The sequence below is a fragment of the Pseudomonas syringae group sp. J254-4 genome (assembly GCF_032586855.1).
GTDB classification, from domain to species: domain Bacteria; phylum Pseudomonadota; class Gammaproteobacteria; order Pseudomonadales; family Pseudomonadaceae; genus Aquipseudomonas; species Aquipseudomonas amygdali.
Genome location: NZ_JAWHOO010000026.1, coordinates 34031 through 50552 on the forward strand (window position 1 = coordinate 34031; position 16522 = coordinate 50552).

Annotated in this window: 12 protein-coding genes; 7 read left to right on the forward strand and 5 right to left on the reverse strand. The window is 58.3% G+C overall.

Going from position 1 to position 16522, the window contains the following annotated elements; translation table 11 throughout:
- Window positions 1-39: 39 nt before the first annotated feature.
- The 5 genes from kdgD to RYB09_RS23520 all read right to left on the reverse strand — a co-directional run bounded on the left by kdgD (window position 40) and on the right by RYB09_RS23520 (window position 5737).
- Window positions 40-951: a 5-dehydro-4-deoxyglucarate dehydratase gene (kdgD, locus tag RYB09_RS23500; RefSeq protein ID WP_044309446.1), complete on the reverse strand. Its 912-nt coding sequence runs from the start codon at window positions 949-951 to the stop codon at window positions 40-42.
- 295 nt (window positions 952-1246) lie between these two features.
- Window positions 1247-1996, reverse strand: coding sequence for a FadR/GntR family transcriptional regulator (locus tag RYB09_RS23505; RefSeq protein ID WP_002555183.1), 750 nt, complete (start codon window positions 1994-1996; stop codon window positions 1247-1249).
- Between the two features lie 98 nt (window positions 1997-2094).
- Window positions 2095-3828, reverse strand: a complete 1734-nt coding sequence (locus tag RYB09_RS23510) for an ABC transporter ATP-binding protein/permease (protein WP_230016821.1) — start codon at window positions 3826-3828, stop codon at window positions 2095-2097.
- Window positions 3829-3917: 89 nt separating this feature from the next.
- Window positions 3918-4481 (reverse strand): response regulator transcription factor, encoded by a 564-nt coding sequence (locus tag RYB09_RS23515; RefSeq protein WP_002555185.1) that lies wholly within the window; start codon window positions 4479-4481, stop codon window positions 3918-3920.
- Complete coding sequence (locus tag RYB09_RS23520) at window positions 4478-5737, reverse strand: ATP-binding protein (protein WP_057401032.1); 1260 nt, start codon at window positions 5735-5737, stop codon at window positions 4478-4480. Before RYB09_RS23520 ends, RYB09_RS23515 begins: the two co-directional genes overlap by 4 nt.
- 192 nt (window positions 5738-5929) lie before the next feature.
- Between RYB09_RS23520 and RYB09_RS23525 the strand changes: the two genes are divergently transcribed.
- The 7 genes from RYB09_RS23525 (at window position 5930) to RYB09_RS23555 (ending at window position 16519) form a co-directional block, all read left to right on the forward strand.
- Entirely contained in the window at window positions 5930-6643 is a 714-nt protein-coding gene (locus RYB09_RS23525; protein WP_005745322.1) for an SIMPL domain-containing protein, read from the forward strand.
- 136 nt (window positions 6644-6779) lie between these two features.
- Window positions 6780-8387, forward strand: coding sequence for an ABC transporter substrate-binding protein (locus tag RYB09_RS23530; protein ID WP_057433256.1), 1608 nt, complete (start codon window positions 6780-6782; stop codon window positions 8385-8387).
- A gap of 256 nt (window positions 8388-8643) precedes the next feature.
- Window positions 8644-10272, forward strand: coding sequence for an ABC transporter substrate-binding protein (locus RYB09_RS23535; protein ID WP_219170233.1), 1629 nt, complete (start codon window positions 8644-8646; stop codon window positions 10270-10272).
- 320 nt (window positions 10273-10592) lie between these two features.
- Window positions 10593-12185, forward strand: a complete 1593-nt coding sequence (locus RYB09_RS23540) for an ABC transporter substrate-binding protein (RefSeq protein ID WP_316890483.1) — start codon at window positions 10593-10595, stop codon at window positions 12183-12185.
- A 155-nt stretch (window positions 12186-12340) separates the two neighbouring features.
- Window positions 12341-13756: an OprD family porin gene (locus RYB09_RS23545; RefSeq protein WP_058400641.1), complete on the forward strand. Its 1416-nt coding sequence runs from the start codon at window positions 12341-12343 to the stop codon at window positions 13754-13756.
- Window positions 13757-13838: 82 nt separating this feature from the next.
- Complete coding sequence (locus tag RYB09_RS23550; RefSeq protein WP_316890486.1) at window positions 13839-15434, forward strand: ABC transporter substrate-binding protein; 1596 nt, start codon at window positions 13839-13841, stop codon at window positions 15432-15434.
- A 74-nt stretch (window positions 15435-15508) separates the two neighbouring features.
- Window positions 15509-16519, forward strand: a complete 1011-nt coding sequence (locus tag RYB09_RS23555; RefSeq protein ID WP_058400639.1) for an ABC transporter permease subunit — start codon at window positions 15509-15511, stop codon at window positions 16517-16519.
- Window positions 16520-16522: the final 3 nt, after the last annotated feature.

The following is a 16522-nucleotide window of genomic DNA, read 5'->3' on the forward strand; positions in this document are numbered from 1 at the left end:
CAAAACCGCTGATCGCTCAGCGGTTACGTCCTGGGGGTGTTACTGCTTGCCTTGCTTGTCCATCAGCGCGGCGAGCATGTCGCACTCGTCCGGGGTCAGGTCGGTCAATGGCGCACGCACCGGGCCTGCGTCGTAGCCGGCGATTTTTGCGCCGGCCTTGACGATACTCACGGCATAGCCAGCCTTGCGGTTGCGGATTTCCAGGTAAGGCAGGAAGAAATCGTCGATGTATTTACCGACCGCCTGATGATCGTCGCGGGCGATGGCGTGGTAGAAGTCCATCGCCAGTTTCGGTACGAAGTTGAACACAGCAGACGAGTAGACCGGCACGCCCAGCGCCTTGTAGGCAGCGGCATAGACTTCAGCGGTCGGCAGGCCGCCCAGGTACGAGAAGCGGTCGCCGAGACGGCGGCGGATCGAAACCATCAGCTCGATATCACCCAGGCCATCCTTGTAACCGATCAGGTTCGGGCAACGCTCGGCCAGTTGTTCCAGCAGGGTTGGCGTCAGGCGGCAGACGTTACGGTTGTAGACAACCACACCGATCTTGACCGACTTGCACACCGCTTCAACGTGGGCGGCAACGCCGTCCTGGCTGGCTTCGGTCAGGTAATGCGGCAGCAGCAACAGACCTTTGGCACCCAGACGCTCGGCTTCCTGAGCGTACTCGATGGCCTGACGGGTCGGACCGCCTACACCGGCCAGAATTGGCACGCTGGTGGCGCAGGTGTCGACGGCAGTCTTGATGATTTCGGAGTATTCGCTGGCGGCCAGGGAGAAAAACTCACCTGTACCACCTGCAGCGAACAGAGCGCTGGCGCCGTACGGTGCCAGCCACTCGAGGCGTTTGATGTAGCCCGCGCGATGGAAGTCGCCCTGAGCGTTGAAATCGGTAACCGGGAAAGACAGCAGACCGGATGAGAGGATGGACTTCAGTTCTTGTGGATTCATTATTCGAACACCCTGGAGGACATAATTGTTAGAAGATCACCGGGTCAGTGCCGATGTCGTAAGTCATCGTACAACTGATAATAAAATCACTCAACAGGGATTTTCGGGTTTTTTTAGAGGGAGGGGACGGGGGCCGGTTTTGACTCCCGTGATGCCGCGCAGATTTGTGACGCAGAGCGTCACGAAAGGCATTCCCACGCTGGAGCGCGCGGAACGATGACCTCAATCCACCTGACCTATCGTGCGACGCTCCGCGTCGCATGCCGTTCTGGACGCTCTGCGTCCTCTTTAATCGTCAGGCCCGCTGAGACTCGGCTTCTTCATGCGCGTGGCGCAGGCGTTCGCGGCTATTGGTCAGGTGCAGGCGCATGGCGGCGCGGGCCGCATCGGAGTCCTGACGGGCGATGGCGTCGAAGATTTCCTCGTGCTCGCGGCTCAGGCGGTCCATGTAATGCTGCTGATCATCATGAGCCAGACGCGCAGAGTTCAACCGTGTGCGCGGGATGATGCTGGTGCCCAGATGGGTCATGATGTCCGTGAAATAGCGATTGCCGGTCGATAGCGCAATCTGCAGGTGGAACTGGAAGTCAGACGCCACCGCATCCGTGGCGTGTGCGGCACTCTCATTGAGCGCGTCCAGCGCCGAACGCATCGCCGCCAGTTGCTCGTCACTGCGGCGCTGGGCTGCCAGCCCGGCCGACTCGACTTCCAGGCTGATACGCAATTCGAGAATCGCCAGCACATCACGCAGAGTGACAATGGTGGCCGGATCGATCCGGAACCCACTGGGGCTTGGCGTATCGAGAACGAAGGTGCCGATCCCGTGACGGGTCTCGACCAGACCGGACGCTTGCAGGCGCGAAATCGCCTCGCGCACCACGGTGCGGCTGACGCCCTGCTCTTCCATGATTGCGGATTCGGTAGGCAGTTTGTCGCCACGCTTGAGCTGACCGCTGCGAATTCGCTCGGACAGCTCAGTCACCAACTCCTGCGCGAGGCTGCGGTGTTTTCTACGGGCGCGGGGCGGAGCGCTTTGATTTTCCATCCAACATCGATCTCTGGACTGCTAAACATGGGCTAATCATAGCTCAGCGGTTGTATGATCACACCCTCAAAAGCGCCACCCGCCCAACAGCGTCAACCTCAAACCGCTGCAGGTGTCGGTTGCTCGAGCAGTTTTGCGTTCTCGATACGCACATGCCGACCATGAAAGCGTTTGAGGCTGCTGCGGTGTCCGATACTGACCAGCGTCAGACCGGGCAGGCCATCAATGATTGCGCGGTGCATGGCAGCCTCGTCATCCTCGTCCATGGCCGAGGTGGCCTCATCCATATACAGCCAGCTCGGCGCGACCAGCAAGGCGCGAGCAAACGCCACTCGCTGCTGCTCGCCGGGCGACAAAAAGCGCTGCCAGTGATTGCTTTCATCCAGTCGCGGTATCAGGTGCTCCAGACGGCACTGGCTCAGCACATCGGCAAAGCGTTCTGCCGGGTAGCGCTGCGCAGGTTGTGGATAACTCATTGCCTCACGCAAGGTGCCGATGGGCAGATAAGGCCGTTGCGGCAGGAACAGCGCCGTCCCTGTGGGCACACGAATCTGGCCCGAGCCGTGCGGCCATAGACCACCGAGAGCCTTCAGCAACGAGCTTTTGCCACTGCCCGAGCGACCACTGAGCATCACTCGCTCTCCCGGACCGATATGCAGATTGGCATCGCTCAACAGTTGACGCCCCCCTGCGAGGCTCAATTCCAGGTCACGCAGGTCCAGCGTGTCGTTAGCGTTAACCCTTTCAATGGCCGGTTGCTGCGCTTCATGATCAGTCATGGCCTGACGGAAGCTCAGCAGACGGTCACACGTGGCGCGCCATGAGGCCAGCGTGCTGTAGGCGCTGATGAACCAACTGAAGTTCTCCTGCACGTTGCCAAATGCCGAATTGATCTGCATCAGATCACCCAACTCGATCTTGCCCGAAAAATACCGCGGCGCAGCCACGATGAAAGGAAAAATCAGGGCAATCTGCGAATAACCGGATGTGAAGAAGGTCAGCCGCTTCTGGACTTTCATGGATGCCCGGAAGTTATTCCAGATCATCATGAAGCGCCCGCTAAGGCGCTGGTTTTCATTACGCTCGCCCTCGGACAAGGCAATGCTTTCGGCGTTTTCCCGTACGCGCACCAAGGCAAAACGCAGGTCCGCCTCAAAGCGCTCCTGTTGGTTGTTCAACGGGATCAGACGCTTGCCGATCCAGTGCGTCAACAGGCTGCCGACAAGCGCATAAAGCAAGGCCGCCCAGAACATATAGCCGGGTATGGTGACCCCGAACAGTTCGATGCTGCCCGACACGCCCCAGAGAATGACCGAGAACGAAACAAGACTGACGACCGCGCTCATCAGGCCAAGCCCGAGGCTGAGGGTGCTGGTGGTGAACTCGTTGAGGTCTTCGGACAGACGCTGGTCGGGGTTGTCGGTGTACCCGCCCTGCTCCAGGTGATAGTAGTTTTTGTCTGCGAGCCAACGGGCGAAGTGCTGCTCAGTCAGCCAGCGACGCCAGCGAATGGTCAGCAATTGGGTCAGGTACAGACGATAGACCGCCGCCAGAATGGCGATCGCGGCGATCCCGCTGAAGTACAGAATCAGGTGGGTGAAGGCAGCCAGGTCCTTATTCTGCAGCGCGTTGTAAAAATCCCGATACCAGCTGTTGAAGAAGACCGACACTTGTACGCTGAACAGCGACAGCGCAATCACCGAAACCAGCAACAGCCAGGCGGTGACCTTTTCCTCACTGCGCCAATAAGGCGTTATCAGCTTCCAGACGCGGCGTAGAAACGCCCCTTTCACAGTGTCGTTGACGGCAGAATATTCAGCATTGCGATTCATGTGGGTCAGGCTCGCTCTCTTTGAAAGTACGATGCCTGAGCACAATGAAGCAAAAAAACGCCTACACGGCCACTATGAAAAAACCTTCATTAACGCCGCACCGGACGCTTCTGCAGCTTGCGCTGCAAGGTCCGGCGGTGCATGCCCAGCGCCCGGGCTGTAGCGGAAATATTGCCCTCGTGCTCGGTCAGCACGCGCTGGATGTGTTCCCACTGCAAGCGATCCACCGACATCGGATTCTCGGGGACCAGCGTGTCGAGGTTGGCGTGTTCGGACAGCAGAGCCGCCAGCACATCATCGGCATCAGCCGGTTTGCACAGGTAATTGCACGCGCCGCGCTTGATGGCTTCGACCGCCGTGGCGATGCTCGAATAACCGGTGAGGATCACCACACGCATGTCCGGGTCCATTTCCAGCAGCTTGGGCAGCAGCACCAAACCTGAATCGCCATCCATTTTCAGGTCCAGCGCGGCGTATTCAGGAATGTCCTGCTGCGCCAGCGCCAGGCCTTCCTCGGCTGAACCTGCGGTGCTCACGCGAAAACCACGACGGCTCATGGCCCTCGCCATTACACGGGTGAACGTCGCGTCGTCATCGACCAGCAACAGGTGCGGCAGCTCTTCGCCTTCGACCTGGATGTCTTCGTCACTCATGCTTCTTCTCCTCGCGTATCTCGGGGCAGGCGCAGCTCGGTGAGCGTACCGCCTTCTTCATGACTGTAGAGCTTTACCGAGCCACCCGCACGGGTGACGCTGGCCTTGCTCAGAAACAGACCCAGGCCGAAACCTTTGCCCTTGGTAGTAAAGAACGGCTTGCCGATCTGTTCGGCAATCGCCAGCGGCACACCTGCGCCGTGGTCGCGAATACTGATACAGACTTCTGTGCTGTCCCAGTCCAGGTTGACTTCAAGGCCATCGGGGCAGGCGTCGGCCGCGTTGTTGAGCAGGTTGAGCAGCGCCTGGGTAAGGTCCGGTGGCGGGGCCAGCATCGGCACCTCGCCCTTGCCCAACTGGTAAAAGCGGTAGCTCACTTCCGGGCGCATCAAATGCCAACGGTTAAGGGATTCGTCCAGCCAGCGGGTGGCAGGCTGCTGTTCAACGGCCATGCGCCGGTTGGCTTCGGCGGCACGCACCAGTTGCTGAAGGGTCTGTTTGCACTGCTTGACCTGCTCCTGCAACACCGACAGGTCCTCCTGCAAAGCAGGGTCACCGTGGTCCTGGCGCATTTCCTTGAGCAGCACGCTCATGGTCGCCAGTGGAGTGCCCAGTTCATGGGCCGCGCCTGCGGCCTGGGTCGCGACGGCAAGCAGCTGTTGATCGCGCAAGCCCTCCTCCCGGCGCTCTGCGCGCAACTGCTCCTGGCGACGCAGCTCTTCGGCCATCTTTGCCGCGAAAAAGGTAATGACGGAAGCCGCCAGCGCAAAACTCAGCCACATGCCGTAGACCTGCATGTTTTCCCGGGCAATGGAATCGGTTTCCAGCGGGTACGAGCGCACCATCAGCAAGGTGTACATGCTCAGCGCAAAGCCGGACAGAATCAGCGAGTAACGCCATGGCAGCGTGGCGGCGGCAATGGTCAGCGGCACCAGATAATAAGACACGAACGGGTTGGCCGAGCCGCCCGAGTAATACAGCAGCGCGCTGTGAATCAGCAGGTCCAGCGCCAGTTGCAGCGCATATTCGAGCTCGGTGAGCGGCAGCGAGGTGCGCAGACGAATGACGGTCAGCCCGCACAGGACCAGCGAACAGCCCAGGGTGATCGACAGTTGCAGCCACGGCAGTGGCAGAAAGTCGAACAGCCAGGCCATACCTACCGAGCCGGCTTGCGCGGCCAGCACCAGAATACGGATGAATGTCAGGCGCCACAGGTTTTGACGTGTGGCCGAAAGCATTTGAACGGGGGCGAGCATGAGCTCTCCTGATGAGTGCTCCAGGCGGATCGCAGCGAGTATAACCAAGCGAGAGGCAAAACTGGAAAAGTGCGTCAAAGCACCGCACACCAGAGCAGTCCGGCATCGCAGGAACCGGGCCAAAGCGCTACAGTCAGAACACTTTGCGCCGAGCGACACGTGTCGCAGGCCGTTTGATAACAAGGAGCTCTCATGTTCAATCTTCGCCCTGCTGCCACGCTCGTCGCGCTGGCCGCCGCCCTGTCCAGCCTGCCGGCCCTGGCTGAAGAAGCCCGCTACAACCAGATTTCCTTGCGCGCCGAGGTCAATCAGGAAGTCCAGCGCGACCTGATGCTGGTTACCCTTTATACCGAAGCACAGGACAGCGACCCGGCCAAACTGGCAGCTCAGATCACTGAAACCCTGAACAAGGCTCTGGGCCAGGCGCGGCAGGTCAAGGATGTGAAGATCCGTCAGGGCAGCCGCAACAGCTATCCGGTTTACGACGACAAAGGGCAGAAGATCACCGGCTGGCGTGAACGCGCCGAGCTGCGTCTGGAAAGTGCGGACTTTGCGGTACTTTCGAAGCTGACCGGCGAGCTGCTGACGGATCTGAAAATGGGCGGCATGGACTTCTCGATCTCGCCATCGACCCGCAAGGCCAGCGAAGACGCCCTGCTCAAGGACGCCGTAACTGCGTTCAAGGCCCGAGCGCAACTGGTCACAGAAGCCTTGGGCGGCACGGGTTACAAGCTGGTTAACCTGAACCTGAACACCTCGGGCTACCCGCAGCCGTATCTGCGCGCACCGGTGATGATGATGGCAAAATCCTCGCGGGAAGACTCAGCGCCAACACCCGATGTCGAAGCGGGCACCAGCCAGGTCAGCGTTGCAGCCGATGGCGTGATTGAAGTCGCGATTCCCTGAGAAACGGTCATCATTTATTCCGAGCCCGGAAACCGGAGCTCAATCAGCACAACTATCGCTCCCATGCTCTGCGTGGGAATGCAGTTACCGACGCTCTGCGTCCGATATTGAGAACGCAGCACTACGCGAGGGATCCATGGGACACACACTCTTCAAACCGCTGCTGCTGACCTCCGCTCTGCTGGCCTGCGCACCTCTGGCCCAGGCGGCCAGCACACTAGTGTATTGCTCGGAAGCCAGCCCGGCCGGTTTCGACCCCAGTCAGTACACCAGCGGCACCGACTTCGATGCCTCGGCCGAAACCGTCTTCAACCGCCTGACCCAATTCAAGCGTGGCGGCACGGAAGTGGAGCCAGGCCTGGCTACTCGCTGGGACGTCTCGCCGGATGGCCTGACCTACACGTTTCATCTGCGCGACGGCGTGAAGTTTCACACCACGGACTACTTCACTCCTACTCGCGCATTCAACGCGGACGACGTGCTGTTCACGTTCAACCGCCTGCTCGACGCCAACCATCCGTTCCGCAAGGCCTACCCGTCCGAGTCGCCCTACTTCACTGATATGGGCCTGAACACAACGATCAAGAGCGTCGAGAAAGTCGACCCGCTGACCGTCAAGTTCACCCTGAACAACATTGACGCTGCGTTCGTGCAGAACCTGGCCATGAGCTTCGCGTCCATCCAGTCCGCCGAGTACGCCGACCAGTTGCTCAAGGAAGGCAAGGCCGAGGAGTTGAACCAGAAGCCGATCGGCACTGGCCCGTTCGTCTTCAAACGCTACCAGAAAGACTCGCAGATCCGTTACGCGGGCAACACCGAGTACTGGAAGCCCGAGGACGTGAAGATCGACAATCTGATCTTCTCGATCAGCAGCGATGCCGCAGTGCGCATGCAGAAGCTCAAGGCTGGCGAATGCCAGGTCAGCGGCTATCCGCGTCCGCAGGACATCGAAGAAATGAAAAAGGACCCGAAACTCAAGGTCCTCAGCCAGCCGGGCTTCAACCTGGGGTTCCTCGCCTACAACGTCACCCATGCGCCGCTTGATCAGCTCAAGGTGCGCCAGGCGCTGGACATGGCTATCGATAAACCGGCGATTATCAAAGCGGTTTACCAGAGCGCCGGTCAACTGGCCGAAAACGCCTTGCCGCCGGGTCAGTGGAGCTATGACCCGACGATCAAGGATGCCCCTCACGATCTGACCAAGGCAAAGCAACTGCTCAAGGAAGCAGGCGTGGCACCGGGCACGAAAATCGACCTGTGGGCCATGACCGTACAGCGCGCCTCGAACCCCAATGCACGCATGTCTGCACAGATGATTCAGTCCGACTGGGAAAAGATCGGCATCAAGGCCAACATCGTCAGCTACGAGTGGGGCGAATACATCAAGCGCGCCAAGGCAGGCGAGCATGACGCGATGATCTACGGCTGGACGGGTGACAACGGCGACCCTGACAACTGGCTAGGTGTGCTGTACAGCTGTGCAGCCGTCAAAGGCAGCAACTACGCCAAGTGGTGCGACCCGGCCTACGACAAGCTGGTGCAGCAGGCCAAGCTGACCAGTAACCGCGACGAGCGCATCAAGCTCTATCAGCAGGCCCAGCACATTCTCAAGCAGCAGGTACCGATCACACCTATTGCCAACTCGAAGGTGTTTCAGCCGATGCGCCAGGAAGTGCAGGACTTCAAGATCAGCCCATTCGGTCTGACACCCTTCTATGGTGTCAGCCTGGGAACAGTGAAGTAACAACATGGCTCCAACCGGGTGCATTTTTCTCACCCGGTTGCGCCTTAACGGTGCGTGAAACGTTTCAAAAAACGACACGCAAACGATCAACAGGGTCGAAAATTACACTTTCGCGACATTCCTGTACGATCGTGCCACTCTTTGTCGCTTCTTTGGCGTCACTGTCTTGCTTTGGGTATGGCCCCTGCATAAGTATCGGATGGATCGGCTCACGAGGTCGTTCCCTCTAATCAAAATGACAACAACTGAGGCAACCATGCTCAAACACGCGGTCATTCCGTTTCTGGTCGGCGCCAGCCTGCTCGCCAGTGCTCCTTTCGCTCACGCAGCTTCGAATCTGGTGTTCTGCTCCGAGGGCAGCCCTGCCGGATTCGATCCGGGTCAATACACCACAGGTACTGACTTCGACGCCGCAGCAGAGACCATTTTCAACCGCCTGAGCCAGTTTGAACGCGGCGGCACCGCCGTGGTGCCCGGCCTGGCAACCAAGTGGGACATTTCTGATGATGGCCTGACGTACACCTTCCACCTTCGCGAAGGCGTCAAGTTTCACACCACGCCCTACTTCAAGCCGACCCGTGAATTCAATGCCGATGACGTGCTGTTCACGTTCAATCGCATGATCGACAAGGACATGCCTTACCGCAAAGCGTATCCGACCGAATTCCCGTACTTCACTGATATGGGTATGGACACCAACATCACCAAGATCGAAAAAGTCGACGACCACACCGTCAAGTTCACTCTTGGCAAAGTCGACGCTGCGTTCATCCAGAACATGGCCATGAGCTTCGCGTCCATCCAGTCCGCAGAGTACGCCGCCAAGCTGCTCAAGGAAGGCAAGCCGGAGCTGATCAACCAGCAGCCGATCGGCACCGGTCCGTTTGTGTTCAAGAGCTACCAGAAAGACTCCAATATTCGTTACACCGGCAACAAGGACTATTGGAAGCCTGAAGACGTCAAGGTCGACAACCTGATCTTCGCCATCACCACCGACGCCTCGGTGCGCATGCAGAAGCTCAAGAAAAACGAATGCCAGATCACCGCTTACCCACGTCCTGCCGACCTTGAGCCACTCAAGGCCGACAAAAACCTGAAGATGCCTGATCAGGCTGGCTTCAACCTGGGTTACATCGCCTACAACGTGATGCCTGAGATCAAGGGCGAAGACCATCCAAATCCCCTGGCTCAGTTGAAAGTGCGCCAAGCGCTGGACATGGCGGTCAACAAGCAGCAGATCATCGACTCGGTTTACCAGGGTGCAGGTCAATTGGCGGTCAACGCCATGCCGCCGACCCAGTGGTCCTATGACACCACTATCAAGGATGCCAAGTACGATCCCGAAAAAGCTCGCGAGCTGCTCAAGGAAGCGGGCATCAAGGAAGGCACCGAAATCACCCTGTGGGCGATGCCGGTTCAGCGTCCTTACAACCCCAACGCCAAACTGATGGCCGAAATGCTCCAGAACGACTGGAAGAAGATCGGTATCAACGCCAAGATCGTCAGCTATGAATGGGGCGAGTACATCAAGCGCGCCAAGAATGGCGAGAACGGCGCCATGCTGATTGGCTGGAGCGGCGATAACGGTGACCCCGACAACTGGCTCGGCACCCTGTTCGGCTGTGACGCCCTGAACGGCAACAACTTTGCCAAATGGTGTGACAAGCCGTTCGACACGCTGATCCATCAGGCCAAGGAAACGTCTGATCAGGCCAAGCGCACCGAGCTGTACAAACAGGCGCAACACCTCCTGAAAGACGCAGTGCCGATGACGCCTATTGCGCACTCGACGGTCTATCAACCCATGCGCACCAGCGTACAGGACTTCAAGATCAGCCCGTTTGGCTTGAACTCCTTTTACGGTGTGAGCGTGAGCGGCAAGTAAAAGTGACAGTTTGCTGCGCCGCTCATCCGGCGCAGCAAACTGCTCTACTTGAATATTAAGCCCCGAGCGATGGGTTGAAAAAGTGCCGATAACGGCATTCTTCTACTATCACTAAGATATTTCCTACGAGCTTTGCAGCCTTCGAGCCTATATACCGCGGACCTCTGACGACTTACCGTCGAAGGGCAGCGGCAATGGCAGGAAGCCCGTCGCTTCGTGTCCAGATGCGCCGGGCATGTCGTGCGAAGTTGCGTGGGGCGACGCCTTTGGGCCAGTTAGACATTCGAGCCTCGGCTCATCCTTCGAGGATAGGGATCATCATGCGTAAAACTCTTGCGATGACGTCGTGCCTGGGACTGTTGGCACTGGCCCCGTTTGCCCAGGCGGCAAGCAATCTGGTGTTTTGCTCCGAAGCGAGTCCGGCTGGCTTCGATGGTGCGCAATACACCTCCTCCACCGATAACGATGCATCCGAGCCGATCTACAATCGACTCACCGAATTCAAGCAAGGCGACACTACCGTGGTTCCAGCGCTGGCGACTTCCTGGGACATCTCGGAAGACGGCCTGGTCTACACGTTTCATCTGCGCGAGGGCGTGAAGTTCCACAGCAACAAGAACTTCAAGCCCAGCCGTGACTTCAACGCCGACGACGTGCTGTTCACCTTCAATCGCATGCTCAAGCCCGATCATCCGTTCCGTGTCGCTTACCCGACCGAGTTCCCCTACTTCACCAGTATGGGCCTGAACAAAAAGATCAAGTCCATCGAGAAGACCGACCCGCTGACCGTGGTGTTCACCCTCAATACGGTCGATGCAGCGTTCATCCAGAACATCGCCATGAACTTCGCCGGCATCCTCTCCGCCGAATACGCCGAACAACTGATGGCCAAGGGTGATGTGCGCGACATCAACCAGCAACCGATTGGCACGGGGCCTTTCGTGTTCCAGCGCTATCAGAAAGACTCGCAGATTCGTTACAAGGGCAACAAGGAGTTCTGGGACCCGAGCCGGGTGAAGATCGACCAGTTGATTTTCGCCATCGTGACCGACGCCTCTGCCCGCATGCAGAAGCTCAAGGCCAACGAGTGCCAGGTCTCGGTCAACCCGCGCCCGGCAGACCTTGCCAGCCTCAAGGAAGACAAAAGCCTGCAGATCATCGAGAAGCCGGGCTTCAACCTTGGTTACATCTCCTACAACGTACGCCACGAGCCGCTAGGCAAGCTGGAAGTGCGCCAGGCGCTGGACATGGCCGTCAACAAAAAGGCAATCATCAACGCGGTTTATCAGGGCGCAGGGCAGCTGGCAGTCAATGCCATGCCGCCGACCCAGTGGTCCTACGATGACAGCATCAAGGACGCACCTTACGACCCGGAAAAAGCCAAAACCCTGTTGCGCGCGGCTGGCGTCAAGGAAGGCACCGAACTGACCCTCTGGGCCATGCCGGTCCAGCGTCCTTACAACCCCAACGCCAAACTGATGGCCGAAATGCTTCAGGCCGACTGGGCCAAGGTCGGCATCAAGGTCAAGATCGTCAGTTACGAATGGGGTGAATACCTCAAGCGCACCAAGAACGGCGAGCACGATATCTCGCTGATCGGCTGGACCGGCGACAACGGTGACCCGGACAACTGGCTGGGCACGCTGTACAGCTGCGCCGCCATTGGCGGTAACAACTACTCGATGTGGTGCGACGAAAAATACGACCAGTTGGTCAAGGCCGCCGTTGCGACCACTGACCGCGAGCAGCGCACCGACCTGTACCAACAGGCGCAGCGCTACCTCAAGGAGCAGGTGCCGATCACCCCGATTGCCCACTCGACGGTCAATCAGCCGTTGCGCGCCGAGGTCAGGGACTTCCACGTCAGCCCGTTTGGCCGCAACAACTTTTCAGGCGTCAGCATCGCCGACTGATCAGAAACTCCGCATGCACTCGCCGTCTTGTGTCACGGCGAGAGCCAGCACTTGCGCGTTTATACCGATAACAACGCAGGGCCCAAAGCCCTGCACCACCAAAAGCCAGGCTTAAGAACTGGCATATAAAAAAGTGATAAAGGGAGCTGCACATCGTGAAAACAACAAGCACTGCATTATTGGCCTTATCTCTCTCGTCGTTCGGCGCATTGGTTCAGGCAGAGCCAGCCAGCCAGACGTTCATACCGACCGAGCTAAGTTCGAAGAATGCACAGGCCGACGCCAATGGCTTTATCGAAGATCAACACCTGACCGGCACGACCCGCAACTGGTACGCCAACGAACTGAAGCGTCGTGGCGAGGTTTTCCGCTACAACGACAACGGCATCGCTGAGCAGACCTCGCGTCGTATCAACTGGCAGCAGGGCACCATCGTCAACTACACCTCTGGCTACACGCAGGGCGTTGTAGGTTTCGCCACCGAGCTGGCACTGTACAACGCCATTGCGCTGGACCGTGACACCGATGACTTTGCCGGCAACTCCAACCGCACCCTGGCACACAGTGACGGTGATGCAGTGGGTCAGTGGAGCAAGATGGGCCTGGGCAACGTGAAGGCGCGGGTTTCCAACACCGTCCTGACCATGGGTCGCCAATCGGTGAACACCCCGGTCATCGCCTTCATTGGCAACCGCGCACTGCCTTCCAGCTTCCAGGGTGTTGCCGTACAGAGCGACGAGCTCAACAACCTGTCGTTTCAAGCCGGTAGCTTCGACCGCGTATCGCCACGTATGGAACAGAGTCTGGACAAGTTCCGCTCCGAGTACGGTGATCGCAGCCAGACCGCCGACCGCCTGGATATGTTCGGTGCTGACTACAAGCCGACCGACAGCCTGACTACCAGCTTTTATGCATCGAATCTGGAAGATTTCTGGCACCAGTACTACTTCGGCTTCACCCACGAACTGGGTGACAGCAAGGCACTGGCGCTCAGCACCAACCTGAACTACTACAAGACCAAGGACTCCGGTCAAAGCAAACAGGGCCCTATCGACAACGATACCTACAGCCTGTCGTTCACCGGTACGCATAACGCTCACAGCATCAGCCTTGCCTATCAGCAAGTGTCTGGCGATGAGTATTTCGACTATGCGCACGACACCAACGCGATCTTCCTGGCCAACTCCCTGCTCTCGGACTTCAACGGCCCGAACGAGAAATCCCTGCAGATCGCCTACGTACTGAACATGGCCGAATATGGCGTGCCGGGCCTGAAGTTCAACATTTACCAGGCGCGCGGCTGGGACATCGACGGTACCAAATATAAAGGCAACGTCTACGGCGACGTCCAGACAATCAATGGCGTTCGGACAGCGAGCGGCGTAAACGCAATGGATGGCGAGACTCACTACGAATACGGTATCGGTACGTCGTACTCCGTGCAGTCCGGCCCGCTCAAGGCCACTGCCATCCGCGCCACGTACACCACTCACCGCGCCAGCGAGAATCAGGCTGATGGCAACATCAACGAATTCCGTCTGGTGACCACCGTTCCGTTCAACATTCTTTGATTCGCTGAAAACCGTTCTGGTGCAAGGCAAAAGCCTTGCGCCAGAACATCACCATCGGCGTCAACTCTATGGAGGGTTCACAATGAAACTGTTATCGCTACGCAACTCGATCGCCCTGGCCCTGCTCAGCGTCGCCGTCAGTGTTTCGGCAAAACCCCTGGTAGTCTGCACCGAAGCCAGCCCCGAAGGCTTCGACATGGTGCAATACACAACAGCCGTGACGGCCGACGCCGTGGCTGAAACCGTATTCAATCGCCTCGCGGATTTCAAACCCGGCACCACGGAAGTCATTCCAGCGCTGGCTGAATCCTGGGACATCAGCGAAGACGGTCTGACCTACACTTTCCACCTGCGCAAAGGTGTCAAGTTCCACACCACCGATTACTTCAAACCGACCCGCGACATGAATGCCGACGATGTGCTCTGGAGTTTCCAGCGTCAGCTGGACCCGAAACACCCGTGGCATGACAAGTCGAGCGTTGGCTTCCCCTACTTTGAAAGCATGGGCTTCAAAGAGCTGCTGAAAAGCGTCGAAAAAACTGACGACTACACCGTCAAATTCACCCTGACGCGCCGCGAAGCACCATTCCTGGCCGACATGGCCATGGCGTTCGCCTCTATCTACCCGGCAGAATACGCCGACCAGTTGTTGAAAGCCGACAAGACCAACGATCTAAACAGCAAGCCGATCGGCACCGGCCCGTTCATCTTCCAGCGCTATGCCAAGGATGCGCAGGTACGCTTCAAGGCCAATCCGGATTACTTCCGCGGCAAGCCGCCTGCTGAAGCATTGATTCTGGCCATCGCCACCGACAACAACGTGCGCCTGCAGAAACTCAAGGCCAACGAATGTCAGATCGCGCTGTATCCAAAGCCGGACGATGTCCCGAGCATCAAGAAAGACCCGAATCTGAAAATCGATGAAATGGAGGCCATGACCACCGGCTACATCGCTATCAACACCACGCACAAGTATTTGAGCGATGTGCGGGTACGCAAAGCCATTGACATGACGTTCGACAAGAACGCTTATGTCAACGCGGTGTTCGGCAAGGGCAATGCGTTGGTAGCGGTCAACCCGTATCCGCCAACCCTGCTGGGTTACAACAACAGCCTGAAGAATCCGCCGGTTGACATCGACAAGGCACGCGCCTTGCTGAAGGAAGCAGGTGTTCCGGAGGGCACTACGTTCACCCTGTTCACCCGCAACGGTGGTGGTCCGACCAACCCTAACCCGATGCTCGGTGCGCAAATGATGCAGTCCGATCTGGCAAAGATCGGCATCAAGATCGACATTCGCGTCATGGAATGGGGCGAAATGCTCAAACGCGCCAAGAATGGCGAACATGACATGGTGTCTGCCGGCTGGGCAGGCGACAATGGCGACCCGGACAACTTCCTGACCCCGATGCTTAGCTGTGAAGCGGCGAAAAACGGCGAGAACTATGCACGCTGGTGCAATGCCGAATTCCAGACGCTGATCGACAAGGCTCGCGAAACAGTGAACCCGCAGGAGCGTGCAGCGCTCTATGAGCAGGCTCAGGCTATATTCAACAAGGATCAGCCGTGGATCAGCATGGCTCACACCAGAATGTTCACGGCCATGCGTAAAAATGTGGAGGGCTACCAAATCAGCCCGCTCACAACCAACAACTTCGCCACTACCCAGGTGAAGTAGAAAAATAATCCGGCGAGCTCATAACCCGAGACTCGCCGGAGCACGCCTAACCGGCTGATGAGGTACACACCAAGATGTTTAGTTTTATCGCCCGCCGAGTGGGGTTGCTGATACCCACTTTCTTCGGCATCACCTTATTGACCTTCGCCCTGATTCGCCTGATTCCGGGCGACCCGGTCGAAGTCATGATGGGTGAGCGCCGGGTCGATCCGGAAATGCACGCTCAGGCCATGGAACGTCTTGGTCTGAATAAACCACTGTATGCTCAGTACATCGATTACATCGGCAAGCTCGCCCACGGCGACCTCGGTGAATCGCTGCGCACGCGCACCAGTGTCTGGAGCGAATTCACCTCGCTGTTCCCGGCAACCCTGGAGTTGTCGCTGGCAGCACTGATTTTCGCGGGTATTCTCGGCCTGTTGGCCGGGGTGATCGCCGCACTCAAGCGAGGGTCCCTGTTCGACCATGGGGTCATGGGGATTTCCCTCGCCGGTTATTCCATGCCGATTTTCTGGTGGGGCCTGATCCTCATCATGTTCTTCTCGGTAACACTGGGCTGGACCCCGGTTTCCGGGCGAATCGACCTGCTGTACGACATTCCGCCAGTCACCGGCTTCATGCTGATCGACACCTTGCTCAGTGACGAACAAGGCGCGTTTCTCGATGCGTTGCATCACCTGATTCTTCCGGCCATCGTGCTGGGCACCATCCCGCTGGCGGTAATCGCCCGGATGACCCGCTCATCGATGCTGGAAGTATTGCGTGAAGACTACGTGCGTACTGCACGGGCCAAAGGTCTGTCGCCGACTCGCGTGGTATTCGTTCACGGCCTGCGTAACGCGCTGATTCCGGTGCTGACCGTGTTCGGCCTGCAAATCGGCACACTGCTGGCCGGTGCGGTACTGACCGAAACGATCTTCTCGTGGCCCGGTATCGGCAAGTGGCTGATCGAAGCCATTGGCGCCCGGGACTACCCGGTCGTGCAAAACGGCATTCTGCTGATCGCCTGTCTGGTGATCCTGGTCAATTTCGTGGTGGATATCCTCTACGGCTTTGCCAACCCACGCATCCGTCATCAGCGCTGAGAT